Source organism: Couchioplanes azureus (genome assembly GCF_014648355.1).
GTDB lineage: Bacteria > Actinomycetota > Actinomycetes > Mycobacteriales > Micromonosporaceae > Actinoplanes > Actinoplanes azureus.
Genome location: NZ_BMQY01000001.1, coordinates 177,123 through 195,178, shown reverse-complemented (window position 1 = coordinate 195,178; position 18,056 = coordinate 177,123). Strand labels below are relative to the sequence as shown.

The 18,056-nt window shown below is 70.1% G+C and carries 20 protein-coding genes; 15 read left to right on the top strand and 5 right to left on the bottom strand.

What is annotated here, in order from left to right; genetic code table 11:
- Positions 1-37: 37 nt before the first annotated feature.
- Complete coding sequence (locus IEY99_RS00905; protein ID WP_189198748.1) at positions 38-1,540, bottom strand: SDR family oxidoreductase; 1,503 nt, start codon at positions 1,538-1,540, stop codon at positions 38-40.
- Between the two features lie 80 nt (positions 1,541-1,620).
- Between IEY99_RS00905 and glyA the strand changes: the two genes are divergently transcribed.
- The 13 genes from glyA to IEY99_RS00840 all read left to right on the top strand — a co-directional run bounded on the left by glyA (position 1,621) and on the right by IEY99_RS00840 (position 12,699).
- Entirely contained in the window at positions 1,621-2,910 is a 1,290-nt protein-coding gene (gene glyA, locus IEY99_RS00900; RefSeq protein ID WP_189198747.1) for a serine hydroxymethyltransferase, read from the top strand.
- Positions 2,907-3,410 carry a hypothetical protein gene (locus IEY99_RS00895; RefSeq protein ID WP_229797968.1) on the top strand — a complete coding sequence of 168 codons (504 nt, stop codon included), beginning with the start codon at positions 2,907-2,909 and terminating at the stop codon, positions 3,408-3,410. The genes glyA and IEY99_RS00895 overlap by 4 nt, the downstream gene beginning before the upstream one ends.
- Before the next feature lie 209 nt (positions 3,411-3,619).
- Positions 3,620-3,853, top strand: a complete 234-nt coding sequence (locus IEY99_RS00890) for an AtpZ/AtpI family protein (protein ID WP_189198746.1) — start codon at positions 3,620-3,622, stop codon at positions 3,851-3,853.
- 15 nt (positions 3,854-3,868) lie between these two features.
- Positions 3,869-4,657 carry a F0F1 ATP synthase subunit A gene (atpB, locus tag IEY99_RS00885; protein ID WP_189198745.1) on the top strand — a complete coding sequence of 263 codons (789 nt, stop codon included), beginning with the start codon at positions 3,869-3,871 and terminating at the stop codon, positions 4,655-4,657.
- A gap of 73 nt (positions 4,658-4,730) precedes the next feature.
- The gene (locus IEY99_RS00880) at positions 4,731-4,958 is read left to right on the top strand and encodes an ATP synthase F0 subunit C (protein ID WP_189200472.1); all 228 of its coding nucleotides are present in this window, start codon (positions 4,731-4,733) and stop codon (positions 4,956-4,958) included.
- Positions 4,959-4,988: 30 nt separating this feature from the next.
- A complete protein-coding gene (locus IEY99_RS00875) occupies positions 4,989-5,537 on the top strand; it encodes a F0F1 ATP synthase subunit B (protein ID WP_189198744.1) in 549 nt (182 codons plus the stop codon).
- Positions 5,534-6,355, top strand: coding sequence for a F0F1 ATP synthase subunit delta (locus IEY99_RS00870; protein ID WP_189200470.1), 822 nt, complete (start codon positions 5,534-5,536; stop codon positions 6,353-6,355). Before IEY99_RS00875 ends, IEY99_RS00870 begins: the two co-directional genes overlap by 4 nt.
- Before the next feature lie 80 nt (positions 6,356-6,435).
- Complete coding sequence (atpA, locus tag IEY99_RS00865; protein WP_189198743.1) at positions 6,436-8,085, top strand: F0F1 ATP synthase subunit alpha; 1,650 nt, start codon at positions 6,436-6,438, stop codon at positions 8,083-8,085.
- Positions 8,086-8,088: 3 nt separating this feature from the next.
- On the top strand, positions 8,089-9,018 hold the full coding sequence (locus IEY99_RS00860) for a F0F1 ATP synthase subunit gamma (protein WP_189198742.1): 930 nt from the start codon (positions 8,089-8,091) through the stop codon (positions 9,016-9,018).
- A complete protein-coding gene (gene atpD, locus IEY99_RS00855) occupies positions 9,018-10,460 on the top strand; it encodes a F0F1 ATP synthase subunit beta (protein WP_373293264.1) in 1,443 nt (480 codons plus the stop codon). The genes IEY99_RS00860 and atpD overlap by 1 nt, the downstream gene beginning before the upstream one ends.
- A 224-nt stretch (positions 10,461-10,684) precedes the next feature.
- Entirely contained in the window at positions 10,685-11,830 is a 1,146-nt protein-coding gene (locus tag IEY99_RS00850; protein ID WP_229797966.1) for an LCP family protein, read from the top strand.
- 110 nt (positions 11,831-11,940) lie between these two features.
- Complete coding sequence (locus IEY99_RS00845; RefSeq protein ID WP_071803832.1) at positions 11,941-12,222, top strand: F0F1 ATP synthase subunit epsilon; 282 nt, start codon at positions 11,941-11,943, stop codon at positions 12,220-12,222.
- Positions 12,223-12,231: 9 nt separating this feature from the next.
- Complete coding sequence (locus tag IEY99_RS00840; protein WP_189198740.1) at positions 12,232-12,699, top strand: DUF2550 domain-containing protein; 468 nt, start codon at positions 12,232-12,234, stop codon at positions 12,697-12,699.
- A 421-nt stretch (positions 12,700-13,120) separates the two neighbouring features.
- Here the strand turns inward: IEY99_RS00840 and IEY99_RS00835 are convergent, their stop codons facing one another.
- Complete coding sequence (locus tag IEY99_RS00835) at positions 13,121-13,699, bottom strand: cob(I)yrinic acid a,c-diamide adenosyltransferase (protein ID WP_189198739.1); 579 nt, start codon at positions 13,697-13,699, stop codon at positions 13,121-13,123.
- A 41-nt stretch (positions 13,700-13,740) separates the two neighbouring features.
- Here IEY99_RS00835 and murA point away from each other — a divergent pair, with 41 nt between their 5' ends.
- Positions 13,741-15,030: a UDP-N-acetylglucosamine 1-carboxyvinyltransferase gene (gene murA, locus IEY99_RS00830; protein WP_189198738.1), complete on the top strand. Its 1,290-nt coding sequence runs from the start codon at positions 13,741-13,743 to the stop codon at positions 15,028-15,030.
- A 21-nt stretch (positions 15,031-15,051) separates the two neighbouring features.
- Here murA and IEY99_RS00825 read toward each other — a convergent pair whose 3' ends face one another.
- Positions 15,052-15,408, bottom strand: coding sequence for a hypothetical protein (locus IEY99_RS00825; RefSeq protein ID WP_189198737.1), 357 nt, complete (start codon positions 15,406-15,408; stop codon positions 15,052-15,054).
- A gap of 137 nt (positions 15,409-15,545) precedes the next feature.
- Here IEY99_RS00825 and IEY99_RS00820 point away from each other — a divergent pair, with 137 nt between their 5' ends.
- Complete coding sequence (locus IEY99_RS00820) at positions 15,546-16,400, top strand: 3-hydroxyacyl-CoA dehydrogenase family protein (RefSeq protein WP_189198736.1); 855 nt, start codon at positions 15,546-15,548, stop codon at positions 16,398-16,400.
- A gap of 13 nt (positions 16,401-16,413) precedes the next feature.
- On the opposite strand, the gene IEY99_RS00815 is transcribed toward IEY99_RS00820, so the two are convergent.
- Both IEY99_RS00815 and IEY99_RS00810 read right to left on the bottom strand, forming a co-directional pair.
- Positions 16,414-17,196: an ABC transporter permease gene (locus IEY99_RS00815; protein WP_189198735.1), complete on the bottom strand. Its 783-nt coding sequence runs from the start codon at positions 17,194-17,196 to the stop codon at positions 16,414-16,416.
- Complete coding sequence (locus IEY99_RS00810; RefSeq protein WP_189198734.1) at positions 17,193-18,047, bottom strand: ABC transporter ATP-binding protein; 855 nt, start codon at positions 18,045-18,047, stop codon at positions 17,193-17,195. Before IEY99_RS00810 ends, IEY99_RS00815 begins: the two co-directional genes overlap by 4 nt.
- Positions 18,048-18,056 lie beyond the last annotated feature (9 nt).

Sequence of the window (18,056 nt, the reverse complement as noted above, 5' to 3'; positions counted from 1 at the left end):
CGTCCATCGCGGGAACGCAACGCCGTGGTCGGGGGGCTCACCCCCGCCCACGGCGTTGCGCGTACCGAGCCGTGGCGAGGCCGGAAGGCCGTCGGGCCTCGGCGCCGCGGGCGATGTTGCGGGCCATGCCGCTGAAGATGACGCCGTGGAAGGGCAGGACGCTCGCCCAGTACGCGTGCCCGGCCAGCCCGCGCGGCACGAACAGGGCCCGCTGCCGGTAGACGCTCGTGCCGTCCGGGCCGGGTGACGCCGTCATCTCGAGCCAGGCGCGTCCGGGCACCCGCATCTCGGCCCGCAGGCGCAGCAGCTCGCCGGGCCTGATCTCCTCCACCCGCCACCAGTCCAGCGCCTCGCCGACGTGCAGGCGGTGCGGGTCGCGGCGGCCCCGGCGCAGGCCCACCCCGCCGACCAGCCGGTCCAGCCAGCCGCGTACCGACCAGGCGAGCGGGAACGAGTACCAGCCGTTGTCGCCGCCGACCCCCTCGATGATGCGCCACAGCGCGTCCACCGGCGCGGCGACCTCGCGGCAGCGCACGTCGGTGTAGATCGTGCCGCCGGACCAGGTCGGGTCGCTCGGCAGCGGCTCGGCGGCCGCGTCCCCGCCGGAGGCGGTGGACCAGCGGGTCTCCACCTCGGCGTCGCGGATCTTGCCGAGGGCGCGGCGGACCGCCTCGTCGAAGCCCAGGAAATCGTCCCCGGCGACGAACCGCGCGAAGTCGTGCTCGTGCGCGACGGCCTCGTGGATCAGGCTGCCGACCAGCGGCCGCGCGATCGCGTTGGGGACCGGGGTGACCGCGCCGACCCAGTGCGCGGACAGCCACGGGCTCAGTGGCCGCAACGGCACGATGATCCGGCGGCGCAGGCCCGCCACCCGGGCGTAGCGCTGCATCATCTCCGCGTACGTGAGGACGTCCGGACCGCCCAGGTCGAAGCCGCGGTGGACGTCGGCGGGGAGTTCCGCGGCGGCGATCAGGCAGCGCAGCACGTCCCGGACGGCGATCGGCTGGATGCGGTTGCGTACCCAGCGCGGCGTCACCATGACCGGCAGCCGCTCGGTCAGGTAGCGCAGCATCTCGAACGAGGCCGAGCCGGAGCCGATGATGACGGGCGCCCGCAGCACGGCGGTCGGCACGCCGCTGTCCAGCAGGATCCGCGCGACCTCGGCCCGCGAGCGCAGGTGCGCCGACGGCTTGTCGCCCGGCGGCGGCTCCGGGCCGCCCAGATAGACGATCCGGCGGACGCCCTTCTCGTACGCGGCACGCGCGAAGTTGCGGGCCGCCTCCCGGTCCCGGCGCTCGAAGTCACGCTGCCCGAGCGAGTGGACCAGGAAGTAGGCCACGTCGACCCCGTCGAGGGCGGGGCCCAGCGACGCGGGGTCCGACAGGTCGCCCGCCACGATCTCGGCCCGGGGCGCCCAGGGCACGTCCCGCAGCCGCTCCGCGCTGCGCGACAACGCGCGGACGTGGTGACCGGCGTCCATCAGCCGGGGTGCCAGGCGGCCGCCGATGTACCCGGTGGCCCCGGTGACCAGACAGCGCATAACCCACACAGTGCCCCAGGTGGGGGTGGATAAGCCATATGCTCGTATTCCGGCGAAGACGCCGACGTGAGGAGTGCGCCATGGACACGTTCTGGGGTCCGGACTTCTCCGCGCTGCGGCGCGAGGACCCCGAGATCGCCGAGGTGATCTTGGGTGAGCTCGACCGGCAGCGCGGCGGCCTCCAGCTCATCGCGAGCGAGAACTTCACCTCCCCGGCGGTCCTGGCGGCACTCGGCTCGACCTTGACGAACAAGTACGCCGAGGGCTATCCCGGGCGGCGCTACTACGGTGGCTGCGCCGAGGTCGACCGCGCCGAGGAGCTGGGCGTCGAGCGGGCCCGGGAGCTCTTCGGCGCCGAGCACGCCAACCTGCAGCCGCATTCCGGGACGTCGGCGAACATGGCCGCGTACGCCGCCCTGGTGCAGCCCGGCGACCCGGTGCTGGCGATGGATCTGCCGCACGGCGGCCACCTCACCCACGGCAGCAAGGTCAACTTCTCCGGGAAGTGGTTCCACCCCATCGGCTACCGGGTACGCCGCGACACCGAGCTGATCGACTACGACGAGGTGCGCGACCTCGCCCTGGCGCACCGCCCCAAGCTGATCGTCTGCGGCGCCACCGCCTACCCGCGGCTCATCGACTTCAAGGCCTTCCGGGACATCGCCGACGAGGTGGGCGCCTACCTCATGGTCGACGCGGCGCACTTCATCGGGCTGGTCGCGGGGCGGGCGGTGCCCTCGCCCGTACCGTATGCCGACGTGGTGTCCTGCACCACCCACAAGGTGCTGCGCGGGCCGCGAGGCGGCATGATTCTCTGCCGTGAGAGTCTCGCCGCGCGCATCGACAAGGCCGTCTTCCCGTTCACCCAGGGCGGTCCGCTGATGCACGCCGTCGCCGCGAAGGCGGTCGCGCTGCGGGAGGCCTCGCTGCCCGGCTTCCAGGGGTACGCCCAGCAGGTGGTGCGCAACAGCCAGGCGCTGGCGTCCGGGCTCGCCGCCGAGGGCATGCGTCCCGTGTCCGGCGGCACCGACACCCATCTGGCGCTGGTCGACGTGCGCGACCTCGGGGTCAGCGGGCGCGACGCCGAGGAGCGCTGCGACCGCGCGCGGATCACGCTCAACAAGAACGCGATCCCGTTCGACCCGGAGAAGCCGACGACCGCGTCCGGGATCCGGGTCGGCACGCCCAGCGTCACCACGCAGGGCATGCGCGAGGGGGAGATGCGGCAGATCGCCGGGCTGATCGCCGCGGCCGTGCGCGCCGATCCGGCGACGGTGGCGGGTGCGGGCACGCTGCGCGACGCCGCGGACGAGGTGAGTGCGCTCGTGCGGCGCTTCCCGGCGTACGCGGGGGAGGGTGTGCCCGCGTGAGGAAGGCGCAGCGGGACGACGTCGTGCCGGAGCAGCGCTCCGACTGGGACGACTACGTCCCCGAACAGGAAGAGGAAGACCTGGGGCCGCTGCCGGAGTTGCCGCCGCTGCCCGCCGATCCACGGTGGCGGGTCGAGCACCTGCCGTTGCTGACCGCGTTCTCGTTCGCGCTGATGATGTGCGCGGCCTCGGTGGGGTTCCTGACCTCGGGCGTGCCGGCGGCGCTGGGCGCGGTCGCCGGGGTGGCGATCGTGACCGTGAGCTACACGATGTCGACGCTCGTGCTGGCGTGGGCCGACACCGTGCGCCCGGCGCTGCTGATGCCGCTCGGCATCACCACATACGTGGTGAAGTACTCGTTGCTCGGCGTGATCCTGGCATTTGTGATCTCCTCGGAGTGGCAGGGTCGGTCCGCGCTCGGCTGGGGCGTCGTTGCCGGCGTCATGGGGTGGACGGCCGTGCAGATCTGGTGGGTGGCCCGGCTGAGCCGCCGACAGTGATCTTCTGCACCGGCGTCGTACCACGTCAACGCGACTTTCGTGGGTTTTGATCCACGAATCGGTGACGGGAAGACGGCAAAGGTGTCCGGTTCTCGCGGAGGGGGAGTACCGTGTCTGGCTAGTTGCGAGACCCCCGACGCCTGGACAACTGCGGTTGTGCGGGGGGTCCCGCTTAGCTTCGCGTTCCTGGCTGATATCTTCATGCCGTCATGGCCGGTCAGAAACCTCCCAACGATTCCCACGGTGACGACGGTCCACCCCCGCCCGACACGGGCATGGGCATGACGGCGGTCACCTATCTTTTCGCGGGCATGTTGGTCTGGGGTGGGATCGGCTGGCTGGTCGACCACTGGGTCGGTACCAACGGGATCTTCGCCGGCATCGGCGCGGTCGTCGGTATCGGCGGTGGTGTCTACCTCATTGTGCGCCGTCTCGGCGCCTGACAGGAAAGGGCTACGGTGATCGGTCAGTCGACGGTCCTCGCAGCGGAGTTCCCGCCCAGTGTCGAGGACTTCTACCTGCCCAGCATCCTGCCGTGGGGCGCGCACGACTCCTACTGGTTCACCAAGATCACCTTCCTGGTCTGGGTCGCCGTCGCCGCCATCATCATCTTCTTCCTGGTCTCGTACCGGAAGCCGCAGCTCGTGCCCACCAAGAAGCAGTGGCTGGCGGAGAGCGCGTACGGCTTCGTACGCAACAACATCGCGGTCGAGATGATCGGGCCGAAGGGCGTGGCGTTCGCGCCGTACCTGACGACGCTGTTCTTCTTCATCCTGGTGAACAACTTCTTCGGCATCGTGCCGCTCGTGCAGATCTCGCCGAACTCGCACATCGCCTTCCCGGCGATGCTCGCGGTCATCAGCTACGTCATGTTCATCTACGTCGGCATCCGGCACCACGGCTTCGTGAAGTACTTCAAGACGGCGCTCATCCCGCCGGCGCCGTGGTTCATCCTGCCGCTGCTGATTCCGATCGAGTTCTTCTCGAACTTCCTGGTCCGCCCGTTCTCGCTGGCGGTCCGACTTTTCGCCAACATGTTCGCCGGGCACATGCTGCTGCTGGTGTTCACGCTCGGCGGCTTCGCGATGATCAGCGCCAATGTGTGGTTCACGCCGTTCTCGATCGTTTCCTGGGTGATGACGATCGCGCTGACGTTCCTCGAGTTCCTTGTCATCTGCCTGCAGTCGTACGTCTTCACGGTGCTGACCGCGAGCTACGTCCAGGGCGCGCTCGCCGACGAGCACTGAAAGCTGTTGGTGCTCCAACCCGTTTGTCGTCCCGCGTGACCGTCACGCGAGATACCAGGAGGAATCTGTAATGCTGGACGTTCTTGCCGCCGTCAACGGCAGCACCGCCGCCATCGGTTACGGCCTCGCCGCCATCGGCCCCGGCATCGGCGTGGGCCTGGTCTTCTCGGCCTACATCCAGTCGACGGCCCGCCAGCCCGAGTCGTCGCGCCTGACCCTGCCGTACGTCTGGATCGGCTTCGCCGTCATCGAGGCGCTCGCGCTGCTGGGCATCGCATTCGGCTTCATCTGGGCTAAGTAGTAATTCCTTTCGCCTCGATGGGAGGTCCGCATGCTGAACTATCTGGCCGCCGAGGCCGGTGAATCGGGCCACAACCCGATCCTTCCGGTGTGGCAGGAGATCGTGGTCGGCTCGATCGCGTTCGCCGTGCTCTGCTTCGTCCTGATGAAGTTCGTCTTCCCGCAGATGGAGAAGACGTTCAAGGCCCGGGTCGACGCGATCGAGGGCGGCATCAAGCGCGCCGAGGCCGCCCAGGCCGAGGCGAACGGGCTGCTCGAGCAGTACAAGACGCAGCTCGCCGAGGCCCGCACCGAGGCCGCGCGGATCCGCGACGAGGCCCGCGCCGACGCCGAGGGCATCCGTCAGGACGTCCTCGCCAAGGCCCGGGAGGAGTCCGAGCGCATCATCGCGGCCGGTCGCGAGCAGCTCGCCGCCCAGCGCGAGAGCATCGTGCGCGACCTGCGTTCCGAGGTGGGCACGCTCGCGGTGGACCTGGCCAGCAAGATCGTCGGTGAGTCGCTCGCCGACGAGGCACGCAGCCGGGGCACCGTCGACCGGTTCATCAGCGAGCTGGGCGCCGGTACGGCGGGCGGGCGCTGATGGCGACCGTCAACCGGGAGTCGTACGCCGCCGCCGCGGAGAAGCTGACCGCGGACACGCAGACCGCCACCGCCGCGCAGATCGCCATCACCGCCGACGAGATCCTGTCGGTGGCGCGGCTGCTGCGCGGCGAGCCGCGGCTGCGGCGGGCGCTGACCGATCCGTCGCGCCCGGGCGCCGAGCGGGGTGAGCTGTTCCGCTCGCTGCTCGCCGGCAAGCTCAGCGCGGCGACGGTGGACGCGCTCGTGGTCCTGGCGTCCGGCCGTTGGTCGACGCCGAACGAACTGCTCGACGCGACCGAGCGGCTCGGGGTCGACACCGCGCTGGCCGCGGCCGACAAGGCGGGCCGGCTGGCCGACATCGAGGACGAGCTGTTCCGCTTCGGTCAGGTCGTCACCGGCAACCCCCAGCTCGCGGTCACCCTCGGTGACCCGACTGCGCCGGTCGACCGGCGGGCTAAGCTGGCCGAGGACCTGCTGACGGGCAAGGCCCAGACGGGGACGCTCCAGCTCGTGCGGGTCGCCCTGGAAGGTCTCGGCGGGCGCAGTTTCGAGACGTCGCTCAGCAAGCTCGTCGAGCTGACCGCTGCCAAGCGTGACCGCGAGGTGGCGTACGTGACGGCGGCCAAGGTGCTGGACGACGCCGAGGAGCAGCGGCTCGCCGCCAAGCTGTCCGACCTCTACGGCCGGCAGGTCTCGCTGAAGGTCGCGGTGGATCCGGGCATCATCGGCGGCATCAGCGTCCGGGTCGGCTCCGACCTTTACGACGGCACGATCCTGCGGCGACTTCACCAAGCCCGGCAGGCGTTCGCTAAATAAGTACTTCCCCTCGGCGGCGGTGACGCTACCGAAAGCCCTCGGGCGCGGCGACGCCCCGAGCCGACTAGAGAAGGCAGAGGATGGCCGAGCTGACCATCTCCTCGGACGAGATCCGGGGGGCGCTAGAGCGCTACGTCTCGTCCTACACGCCCGAGGTCTCCCGTGAGGAGGTCGGCATCGTCTCCGATGCGGGCGACGGTATCGCGCACGTCGAGGGTCTGCCCTCGACGATGGCGAACGAACTGCTCGAGTTCGAGGACGGCACGCTGGGTGTCGCCCTGAACCTCGACGTCCGCGAGATCGGCGTCGTGGTCCTGGGTGACTTCGCCGGTATCCAGGAGGGCCAGCAGGTCAAGCGCACCGGCCGCGTCCTCTCGGTCCCGGTCGGCGACGCCTACCTCGGCCGCGTGGTCGACGCCCTGGGCAACCCGATCGACGACCGTGGCGAGATCGCCAACGAGGGCTTCCGCGAGCTCGAGCTGCAGGCGCCGAACGTCATGGCGCGCCAGCCCGTCAAGCAGCCGCTGCAGACCGGCATCAAGGCGATCGACGCCATGACGCCGATCGGCCGCGGCCAGCGCCAGCTGATCATCGGTGACCGCAAGACCGGTAAGACCACGGTCGCGCTCGACACGATCATCAACCAGCGCGCCAACTGGGAGTCCGGCGACCCGGAGAAGCAGGTCCGCTGCATCTACGTCGCGATCGGCCAGAAGGCCTCCACCATCGCCAGCATCCGCGGGACGCTGGAGGCGCAGGGCGCGCTGGAGTACACGACCATCGTGGCCTCCCCGGCGTCCGACCCGGCCGGCTTCAAGTACATCGCGCCGTACACCGGCTCGTCCATCGGACAGCACTGGATGTACGCCGGCAAGCACGTCCTGATCGTCTTCGACGACCTGACCAAGCAGGCCGAGGCGTACCGCGCCGTGTCGCTGCTGCTGCGCCGTCCGCCGGGCCGCGAGGCGTACCCGGGTGACGTCTTCTACTTGCACAGCCGTCTGCTGGAGCGTTGCGCCAAGCTCTCCAACGAGCTGGGCGGCGGCTCGATGACCGGTCTGCCGATCATCGAGACGAAGGCCAACGACATCTCGGCCTACATCCCGACGAACGTCATCTCGATCACCGACGGCCAGATCTTCCTCGAGGCGGACCTGTTCGCCTCCGGTGTGCGCCCGGCCATCAACGTCGGCACCTCGGTGTCGCGGGTCGGTGGTTCCGCACAGGTCAAGGGCATGCGCCGGGTCTCCGGCCGCCTGCGCCTCGACCTGGCCCAGTTCCGTGAGCTGGAGGCCTTCTCGGCCTTCGCCTCCGACCTGGACCGGGCGTCGCGGGCCCAGCTGGAGAAGGGCGTCCGCCTGGTCGAGCTGCTCAAGCAGCCGCAGTACTCGCCGCTGTCGGTGGCCGAGCAGATCGTCGTGATCTGGGCCGGCACCACCGGCCAGCTCGACGACATCCCGGTCAGCGACGTGCGTCGCTTCGAGGCCGAGCTGCTGGACTGGATCAAGCGGCACCGCAGCGAGACCTTCACCGCCATCGAGAGCGACGGCCAGCTGACCGACGAGCAGGTCGAGGTCTTCGAGAAGGCTGTGCAGGAGTTCAAGCCGCTGTTCAAGCAGGGCGCGATCACCGGCGGCCCGAACGAGGCACCGGCCACGCCGCTCGCCGCGGGCAGCGAGAGCCGGGAGACCGTGACCCGCGAGGTCCGTCCCTCCTCGGACGAGAAGTAAGCCATGGCCGGTCAGGTACAGGCCCTCCGGCGGCGCATCCGCACCGTCCGGTCGACCAAGAAGATCGCCAAGGCGCAGGAGCTGGTCGCCACCAGCCGGATCGCCAAGGCTCAGGAGCGGGTCGCCGCCTCCAAGCCGTACTCCGAGGCGATCACGCGGGTCCTCACGGCGCTGGCCTCCAACGCGTCGGTCGACAACCCGCTGCTGCAGCCGCGTGAGCGGGTGCGGCGCGCGGGTGTCCTGCTGATCACCAGCGACCGGGGCCTGGCCGGCGCCTACAACGCCAACGCGATCCGCACCGCCGAGCAGCTGATCTCCCGGCTGCGGGAGGACGGCAAGGACGTGGCGCTGTACATCGTCGGCCGCAAGGGTGTCGGTTACTACAAGTTCCGCAACCGGCCGATCGAGGCGAGCTGGACGGGCTTCTCCGAGCGGCCCTCCTTCGAGGACGCCCGGCGCATCGGCGAGTCCCTGCTGGAGGCGTTCGTCGCCGGCGCGGACGACACGGACGCGAACCACGGCCCGGACGGCATCCAGGGTGTGGACGAGCTGCACATCGTCAGCACGCAGTTCAAGTCGCTCATGACCCAGACCGCGGAGGCGCGATTCCTGGCGCCGATGCAGGTCGAGGAGCGCGAGCGCGAGCCCGGGCTGCGTCCGGCGTACGAGTTCGAGCCCGAGGCCGAGGAGCTGCTGAACGCGCTGCTGCCCAAGTACCTCAACACGCGGATCTACGCGGCGTTGCTGGACTCGGCGGCGAGCGAGTCGGCGTCGCGGCGCCGGGCGATGAAGAGCGCGTCGGACAACGCCGACGACCTGCTCAAGCGGTACACGCGCGAGATGAACTCCGCGCGTCAGGCCGCGATCACCCAGGAAATCAGTGAAATCGTCGGCGGCGTCGAGGCGCTGTCCGCAGCGGGAAGTGATGTGTGATGACTGCTGTAGCTGAGCCCACCAAGACGGAGACCGGTGTCGGCCGCGTCGTCCGGGTCATCGGCCCGGTCGTCGACGCGGAGTTCCCGCGGGACGCGATGCCCGAGATCTTCAACGCGCTGCACGTCGACGTGACCCTCTCCGAGGGCACCAAGACGCTGACCCTGGAGATCGCCCAGCACCTGGGCGACAACATGGTCCGCGCCATCTCGATGCAGCCGACCGACGGTCTGGTCCGGGGCGCCGAGGTCCGCGACACCGGCGCGCCGATCTCGGTGCCCGTCGGCGACGTGACCAAGGGCCACGTGTTCAACGCCCTCGGCGAGGTGCTCAACGTGGACCCGGGCTCGATCCAGGTCACCGAGCGCTGGCCGATCCACCGCAAGCCCCCGGAGTTCGCGGCCCTCGAGCCGAAGACCGAGATGCTGGAGACCGGCATCAAGGTGCTCGACCTGCTCGCGCCGTACGTGCGCGGTGGCAAGATCGGCCTGTTCGGCGGCGCGGGCGTGGGCAAGACCGTGCTCATCCAGGAGATGATCATCCGCGTCGCCCGCAACTTCGGTGGTACGTCGGTGTTCGCCGGCGTGGGTGAGCGCACCCGCGAGGGCAACGACCTCATCCTCGAGATGGACGAGGGTGGCGTGCTCGACAAGACCGCGCTGGTCTTCGGCCAGATGGACGAGCCGCCGGGTACCCGCCTGCGCGTCGCCCTGACCGCCCTGACCATGGCGGAGTACTTCCGGGACGTCCAGAACCAGGAGGTGCTGCTCTTCATCGACAACATCTTCCGGTTCACCCAGGCCGGCTCCGAGGTGTCCACCCTGCTCGGCCGCATGCCGTCCGCCGTGGGCTACCAGCCCACGCTGGCCGACGAGATGGGCGAGCTGCAGGAGCGGATCACCTCGGTCCGCGGCAAGGCGATCACCTCGCTGCAGGCGATCTACGTGCCCGCGGACGACTACACCGACCCGGCGCCGGCGACCACCTTCGCCCACCTGGACGCGACCACCAACCTCGAGCGGTCGATCTCCGACAAGGGCATCTACCCCGCCGTGGACCCGCTGGCCTCCAGCTCGCGGATCCTGGCGCCCGAGTTCGTCGGTGCCGAGCACTACGCGGTCGCCCGCGAGGTGCAGCGGATCCTGCAGAAGTACAAGGACCTGCAGGACATCATCGCCATCCTCGGTATGGACGAGCTCTCCGAGGAGGACAAGGTCACGGTGCAGCGGGCCCGCCGCATCGAGCGCTTCCTCTCGCAGAACACGTACGCCGCCGAGCAGTTCACCGGCGTTCCCGGCTCGACGGTCCCGCTGAAGGAGACCATCGAGGCGTTCAAGAAGATCAGCGAGGGCGAGTACGACTCGTTCCCCGAGCAGGCCTTCTTCATGTGCGGTGGCCTCGAGGACCTCGAGCGCAACGCGCACGAGCTCATGAAGGGCTGACCTTCGCACCATCCGCGTCACGGGGCCGCTCCGACACAGGTCGGGGCGGCCCCGTCCGTTTCCTGGCGCCCGTTATGCCCGTTTGTCACCGCAGTGGTGCGGGCGTCCGGACGCGAAGGATTCTTGTCTTGTTCGGATATCCTTTGGCGATGCCGGTGGCGCCGCCCTGCGATCATGGCTCCTCTGGTCGCGGATGAGAACCATCGACGACAGTTGGGGAACGAGTGGCGAAGAGCGAGAAACCCGGGAAAGCCAAGCCCGAGCCCAAGCGGCGGTCGCCGCTGTGGGCGCGGCTGTGCGCGATCCTCGGGTGCGTCCTCATGGTCCTCAGTGGCGGCGCGATCATCACGAGCCAGGCGCTCGTCGCCCGCTACGCCGGCGCGGTGAAGCAGGAGACGCTCTTCGAGGCTCCGGAGGGTGAGGAGAAGGAGCCGGTCAGCGACATCAAGGGACCGGTCAACATCCTGCTCGTGGGCATCGACCCGCGGGACGAGAACAGCGCGCCGCTCTCCGACTCGATCATCGTCGTGCACATCCCCGCAGGGCTGAGGCAGGCGTACCTCTTCTCCATCCCGCGCGACCTGCGGGTGGAGATCCCGCCGTTCCCCCAGGCCGGCTTCCAGGGCAGCACCGAGAGAATCAACGCCGCCATGTCGTACGGCAGCAGGCTCGGCAACGGCAAGTTCGACGCGGCACAGGGCTTCGCGCTGCTCGCCAAGACGGTCGGCAAGCTCACCGGCATCAAGAAGTTCGACGCCGGGGCGATCATCAACTTCCACGGCTTCAAGGACATCGTCGACGCCATGGGCGGCGTCACCATGACGATCGACCAGGACGTGAAGTCGGAGCACCTCAAGCCGAACGGCAAGCCCCGCGACCGCAGGCCCGAGTGCGCCGACCACAGCTGCGAGCACCCGTACATCGGGCCGCAGGCCGAATACAAGAAGGGCACCTACCACCTCGAGGGCTGGCAGGCGCTCGACTACGTACGCCAGCGCTACGGCCTGCCCCGCGTCGACTACGACCGGCAGCGGCACCAGCAGCAGTTCATCAAGGCCATGGCCGAGCAGGCACTGAGCAAGGACGTGGTCACCAACCCGCTCAAGCTCGACCAGGTGCTGCGGGCCGCGGGCGACGCGCTCATCTTCGACGGCAACGGCCACAGCGTGGTCGACTGGGGCCTGGCGCTGCGCAACCTGCGATCCGACGACATGGCCCTCGTGAAGCTGCCCGGTGGCGCCGCCAACGGTGGCGGGCCGTACATCGGCGAGGCGCTGGAGCCCGCCGCCAACGACTTCTTCGCGGCCCTGCGGGACGACTCCGTGGCGGCGTTCCTCGTCGACAACCCGAGCTTCCTGCAGAAGTTCTGACCATTCCCGCAGAGTGGCGGTTGCCACCCGGGGCACCGGCGTGTCACCCGGCCGTTTAGACTTCACCCCCAGAGGAATCGCAAGATTCCGCAGGCTTACAAGGAGACAGCGTGGCCAAGCAGTTGCACGTCCAGGTCGTCGCCGTCGAGGAGAAGGTCTGGTCCGGCGACGCCGAGATGGTCGTCGCGCGCACCACCGAGGGTGAGCTCGGCGTCCTGCCCGGTCACTCCCCGCTCCTCGGCCTGCTCAAGGAGCCGTCCCAGGTGCGGGTCAAGCTGGCCGGTGGTGAGCAGCTCACCTACGACGTCGCCGGTGGCTTCCTCTCCGTCGACGCGGACGGCGTGACGGTCCTCGCCGAGAGCGCGACCGCCGCCACTCCCGACGCGCACTGACGACGCGCGATGCGGGTTCTGTCGATCGTCGGAATCTGCGTCGTCGCGCTGCTCGCCCTCCTCTTCGCCGTCTTCTTCCGCCGCCGCCTGCTCATGGCCGGCGGCGGCACCATTCGCGTCCAGGTCCGGGTCAACACGCTGGTCCCGGGCCGCGGCTGGTCGGCGGGGATCGGCCAGTTCGTCGGCGACGAGCTGCGCTTCCACCGGTTCTTCAGCTTCGCCGTCCGCCCCAAGCGCGTCCTCGACCGCCGCGCCCTCGACGTGTGCCGCCGGCGGGTGCCGGAGGGCCCCGAGCGGCTGACCATGCCACACCACTGGGTCGTGCTGCTGTGCCGGCAGGCCGGCAGCGACATCGAGATAGCCATGGCCGAGTCGACGGTCACCGGCTTCCTCTCCTGGCTCGAGGCCGGCCCGCCCGGCCAGCCGGGCACCGTCGCCCCCCGCCCGGCGATCAGCCCCCGCCCCGCCGAGAACTGACCCGGCACGCCGCCGCTCGCCGCGCCGGTGTCGTCCGCCTAGCCGGGAACAGGCCGCGCTGTCGTTGGCCGCCCCGGGGGCCCGGCCCCGCATGCTGTCGCTCGCCCTGCCGAAGGTCGGCCCCGCATGCTGTTGCCAGCCCTGCCGGGAGGTCTCCCCGCACGCTTTCGCTCGCCGCGGCGGTAACTGCCTCGCATACCGCTGCGCGCTCCGGCCGCGGCTGGGGTGGAAAGCACGCGGTCCGTGCTGAGGGCCGCGATCCTAGGCTCGCGTCGATGGACGGCGGGGAGGCGGCGCCGGGCGGCGAGCGGCCAGCGGTGATGAACGGGAACCGGCTACGGACGGCGGGCGGCGGCGCTGATGGGCGCAAGCGGCCCCGCGGCCGCCGGGCGAACCGGCCCGGCGGCCCCGGAGTGCCTGTTCAGGAGGCGGTGCCGCCGGGGACCCACTTGACGTCGCCGGCCGTGCCGTTGGCCGTGCGGGCGAGGATGAAGAGCAGGTCCGACAGCCGGTTCAGATACTTCGCGGGCAGCGGTCCGGTGCGCTCCGGGTCCGCCTCGACGAGCGTCCACGCCGAGCGCTCCGCGCGCCGGGCCACCGTGCGCGCCACGTGCAGCAGGGCCGCTCCGGGCGTTCCCCCGGGCAGGACGAAGGAGTCGAGCGCAGGAAGCTGCTCGTTGTACTCGTCGCACCAGCCCTCGAGGCGGGTCACGTACGTCTCCTTGACGCGCAGCGGCGGGTACGGCGGGTCGTCGCTCAACGGGTTGCACAGGTCGGCTCCCACGTCGAAGAGGTCGTTCTGCACCGCGGTCAGCACGCTGCGGACGTCCGGCGCGAGGGAGCCCAGGGCGAGCGCCACGCCGAGGGCGGCGTTGCACTCGTCCACGTCGGCGTACGCGACGATCCGCGGGTCGGTCTTCGGGGCCACCTCGTTGTTGCCGAGGCGGGTCGTTCCGGCGTCGCCGGTGCGGGTGTAAATGCGGGTGAGATGCACGGCCATGGCCCCCACCCTACGGAGGCGGGCGCGGCTCGCCCCATACGATGGCCCGCGTGGATGTCATCAGGGTCAAGGGCGGCGCGCGTCTCGCCGGCGATGTGACGGTGGTCGGGGCGAAGAACTCCGCTCTCAAGCTGATGGCGGTCGCGCTGCTCGCCGAGGGGCGCACTGTCGTGGCGAACGTCCCCCGGATCACCGATGTCGCGATCATGGGTGAGGTGCTGCGGCGGCTCGGCTGCGGCGTGTCCTTCGACGGTGGCGAGGCGCTCATCGACGTGCCGGCCGAGCCCGGCAGCGAGGCGGACTACGACCTGGTCCGGCGCCTGCGGGCGTCGATCTGCGTGCTGGGGCCCCTGCTGGCCCGGCGCGGCTACGTGCGGGTGGCGCTGCCCGGCGGCGACATGATCGGTTCGCGGGGCCTGGACATGCACGTCGCCGGCCTGGCGCGGCTGGGCGCGCAGATCACCGGCGAGCACGGCTTCGTCATCGCCTCCGCGCCGAACGGGCTCCGGGGCGCGAAGATCTGGCTCGACTTCCCCAGCGTCGGCGCCACCGAGAACATCCTGATGGCGGCGGTGCTCGCCAAGGGCGTCACCGAGATCGACAACGCGGCCCGGGAGCCGGAGATCGTGGACATCTGTCAGATGCTCACCACGATGGGTGCGCGCATCGAGGGCGCGGGCACGTCGACGCTCACCATCGAGGGCGTGGACGCGCTGAAACCGATCCGGCACGCCACCGTCGGCGACCGGATCGTCGGGGGCACGTGGGCGTTCGCCACCGCCATGACCCGCGGCGACGTGACCGTCCACGGCGTACGCCCGGAGTATCTGGAGATCGCCCTCGACAAGCTGGTCTCGGCGGGCGCGGTGGTGGAGCCGGGCGACAACTGCTTCCGCGTACGGATGGACGACCGCCCGAAGGCCGTCGACATCGTGACCCTGCCGTACCCGGGTTTCGCGACCGACCTGTTGCCGATGGCCCTCGGCCTGGCGGCGGTGAGCTCCGGTTCGTCGCTGATCACCGAGAACATCTTCGACGGCCGGTTCATGTTCGTGAACGAGATGGTGCGGCTGGGTGCGGACATCCGTACCGATGGCCACCATGCCGTGACCAACGGCCGTGAGCGTCTCTCCGGCGCCCCGGTGCGGGCGACCGACATCCGGGCCGGCGCCGGCCTGGTGATCGCGGGGCTGTGCGCGGACGGCGTCACCGAGGTCGGTGAGGTGCACCACATCGACCGGGGTTATCCCGACTTCGTCTCCGACCTGGCGAACCTCGGCGTCGAGGTGGAACGGGCCGTGGTCACCGAGCCGACCTTCGACTTCTCCTAGCGGGCGGCCTCCGCGGCGCGCTCAGAGCGCGGGCGAGCCACCGACCAGGCGCCGGGCCTCCTCGACCGCCTCGGGAAAGACGAGCACCACCAGGCGCCCGTCCGGGCGGGTGGCCGAGGTCGAGCGGATGCCCGCCGCCCGCAGCAGCGCGCGGATCTCCTCCGCGATGACCGGGTCGCGGGTGGCCGCGGCCGGACAGAGCAGTCCGTAGTCCTCCCCGTGGTCGAAGATGGTGAGGCCGTCGTAGAACTCCCGCAGGGGATCCTCGCCGGCCCGGGTCCATTGCAGGCCCATCCGCCAGAAGATCGCGCCGAGGAAACCGACGAGCGCGACGGCGATGAAGGGCCCGAGGAGGTACCAGCCGTCGCTTGGTGGCATGAGCACAAGTCTGGCAAAGGTGAGACCGCTTTTCCGGGGATTTGCCCCGATAGAGAGCCCTGAGCCTCCGTTAAGCGCTCCGGCTAGTCTGGGGGCACGCTCGAAGACGAGTGAGACACACAGAAGGAGAGGCACACATGGCGGGTCGGCTCGCGGTCATCGGCTCCGGTCTGATGGGTTCCGGTATCGCCCAGGTGGCGGCGCAGGCGGGATGGCAGGTCACCATGCGCGACCTGGACGAGTCCTCGCTGCAGCGCGGCGTCTCGGCGATCAGGGACTCGCTGGGGCGCTTCGCCGCCAAGGGCAAGATCACGCAGGAGGACGCGGACGCCACCGTCGCCCGGATCACCACCACGACCGAGCTGGAGGCGGCCGCCGACGCCGACGTCGTGGTCGAGGCGATCTTCGAGCGGATCGAGGTCAAGCACGAGGTCTTCCGGGCCCTCGACAAGATCTGCAAGCCGGGCGCCGTGCTCGGCACCAACACCTCCGCCATCCCGATCACCCAGATCGCCGCGGTGACCGAGCGGCCGGAGGCCGTGGTCGGCATCCACTTCTTCTCGCCGGTGCCGATGATGAAGCTGGTGGAGCTGGTCCGGGGCTACCAGACCTCGGACGAGACGCTGGCCGCCGCCCGCAACTTCGCCGAGGAGGTCGGCAAGACCTGCGTCGAGGTGAAGCGCGACGTGGCCGGCTTCGTCTCCAACCGGCTCTTCTCGGCGCTGCTGGTCGAGGCGATCAAGCTGGTCGAGTCGGGCGTCGTCTCCGCGGCGGACCTGGACACCGTGATGAAGCTGGGCTTCGGTCACACCATGGGCCCGCTGGCCACCCTCGACATGACCGGCCTCGACGTGATGCTCAACGCCGCGAACAACATCTACCGCGACACCGCGGACGAGAAGTTCTTCCCGCCGGAACTGCTGCAGCGCATGGTCACCGCGGGCGACCTGGGCCGCAAGACCGGCCGCGGCTTCTACACCTACGAAGCCTGACCGGGCACCTGACTCAACCGTCGCGCTTGGTGGTCCATCGGAACGTGGTCAGACACAGGACGAGGGCCACCAAGCACCACGCCCCCAGCACCAGCGCGACCCGCGTGAGGTCGTAGGAGCCGTTGGGCTCCTGCGAGCCGAAGGAGGCGGGCAGGAACACCGAGCGCAGTCCCTGGCACATCCACTTGAGCGGGAAGACCGACGCCACGTTCTGCATCCAGCCGGGCAGGGCGGTGAAGACGAAGAAGACCCCCGAGATGAACTGCAGGATCAGTGCGACCGGGGTGACCACCGCCGGGGCGCTGCGTCCGGTCCGGGCCAGCGAGGAGAAGGCGATCCCGCACAGCGTGCACGCGGTGATGCCCAGCGCGGAGACCCAGAGGAACGTCAGCCACTTCGCGGCGGTGTCCGGCAGGTCCACACCGAAGAAGGCGGTGGCGACGGCCAGCAGGATGACGGTCTCCAGCACCGCGATGAAGCCGACCATCAGCACCTTGCCGGCGAAGTAGACCCACCGCGGCATCGGCGTGCCGAGCAGGCGCTTGAGCACCCCGCGGTCGCGCTCCATCGGGATCTGGATGGCCAGCGCCTGGAAGCCGGCGGTCATCAGGCCGGTCGCGATCATGCCGGTCACGAAGTACTGGGTGAGGCTGACGCCCGCGCCGATGTCGGCCTTGAAGATCGAGCCGAAGACCACGATCATGATCGCCGGGAACGCCAGCGTGAACACCACCTGCTCGCGGCTGCGCAGGAACTGCCGGATCTCCAGCACTCCTTGGCGTACACCGAGTCTCATGCCGCTCCGATCATGTCCAGGTAGATGTCCTCCAGCGTCGGCCGGGTCACGGTCAGGCCCGGGACCTCGCCACCGAACCGCTGGGCCAGCTCGTTGACCAGGGCCGTCGGCGTCGCGCTCCGCTCGCTTTCCCAGGCCCCTTCCGGGGTACGCCAGGAGACGGTGGCCAGCGCGGCGTCCCGGTTCCCGAGGCGCTGCGGAGTGTCCACAGCGACCAGCCGGCCGCCGGCGATCACGGCGACCCGGTCGGCGAGCGCCTCGGCCTCCTCCAGGTAATGCGTGGTGAGCACGATGGTCGTCCCGGTGGCGGCGAGCTCGCGGATCAGGGTCCAGAACTCGCGCCGCGCCTCCGGGTCGAAGCCGGTGGTGGGCTCGTCGAGGAAGAGCAGCTCCGGGCGGCCGATGATGCCCAGCGCCACGTCGAGGCGGCGCTTCTGGCCGCCGGAGAGGGTGTGCGTCCGCGCGCGGGTCTTGCCGGTGAGCCCCACCCGCGCGATGACCTCGGCCGGATCGTCGGGCTCCGGATAGAAGCGGGCGAAGTGCGAGACCACCTCGCCCACCGTGAGCTCGTCGAACTCGCCGGTGCCCTGCAGCACGATGCCGACCCGGGTGCGCCACTCGCGCTTCGCCTCGTTGTCGGCGCCCGGATCGACGCCCAGGACCCGGACCTCGCCGCCGTCCCGCTTCCGGTAACCCTCGAGGATCTCGACCGTCGTGGTCTTTCCCGCGCCGTTGGGACCGAGCAGTGCGAAGATCTCGCCGCGCGCGACCGTGAGGTCCAGGCCGTCGACCGCGGCCTTGCCGCCGTAGATCTTGCGCAGTGCCTTCACGTCGATCGCGGCGTCCCCCATGGAGGGGAG

Excerpts from the sequence above, each read along its gene's own strand:
- glyA (WP_189198747.1), top strand. The coding sequence starts at position 1,621 with ATGGACACGTTCTGGGGTCCGGACTTCTCCGCGCTGCGGCGCGAGGAC.
- IEY99_RS00905 (WP_189198748.1), bottom strand. The coding sequence starts at position 1,540 with ATGCGCTGTCTGGTCACCGGGGCCACCGGGTACATCGGCGGCCGCCTG.
- IEY99_RS00890 (WP_189198746.1), top strand. The coding sequence starts at position 3,620 with ATGGCCGGTCAGAAACCTCCCAACGATTCCCACGGTGACGACGGTCCA.
- IEY99_RS00840 (WP_189198740.1), top strand. The coding sequence starts at position 12,232 with ATGCGGGTTCTGTCGATCGTCGGAATCTGCGTCGTCGCGCTGCTCGCC.
- atpA (WP_189198743.1), top strand. The coding sequence starts at position 6,436 with ATGGCCGAGCTGACCATCTCCTCGGACGAGATCCGGGGGGCGCTAGAG.
- IEY99_RS00820 (WP_189198736.1), top strand. The coding sequence starts at position 15,546 with ATGGCGGGTCGGCTCGCGGTCATCGGCTCCGGTCTGATGGGTTCCGGT.
- IEY99_RS00860 (WP_189198742.1), top strand. The coding sequence starts at position 8,089 with ATGGCCGGTCAGGTACAGGCCCTCCGGCGGCGCATCCGCACCGTCCGG.
- IEY99_RS00835 (WP_189198739.1), bottom strand. The coding sequence starts at position 13,699 with ATGGCCGTGCATCTCACCCGCATTTACACCCGCACCGGCGACGCCGGA.
- IEY99_RS00810 (WP_189198734.1), bottom strand. The coding sequence starts at position 18,047 with ATGGGGGACGCCGCGATCGACGTGAAGGCACTGCGCAAGATCTACGGC.
- IEY99_RS00815 (WP_189198735.1), bottom strand. The coding sequence starts at position 17,196 with ATGAGACTCGGTGTACGCCAAGGAGTGCTGGAGATCCGGCAGTTCCTG.
- IEY99_RS00875 (WP_189198744.1), top strand. The coding sequence starts at position 4,989 with ATGCTGAACTATCTGGCCGCCGAGGCCGGTGAATCGGGCCACAACCCG.
- IEY99_RS00825 (WP_189198737.1), bottom strand. The coding sequence starts at position 15,408 with ATGCCACCAAGCGACGGCTGGTACCTCCTCGGGCCCTTCATCGCCGTC.
- murA (WP_189198738.1), top strand. The coding sequence starts at position 13,741 with ATGGCCCGCGTGGATGTCATCAGGGTCAAGGGCGGCGCGCGTCTCGCC.
- atpD (WP_373293264.1), top strand. The coding sequence starts at position 9,018 with ATGACTGCTGTAGCTGAGCCCACCAAGACGGAGACCGGTGTCGGCCGC.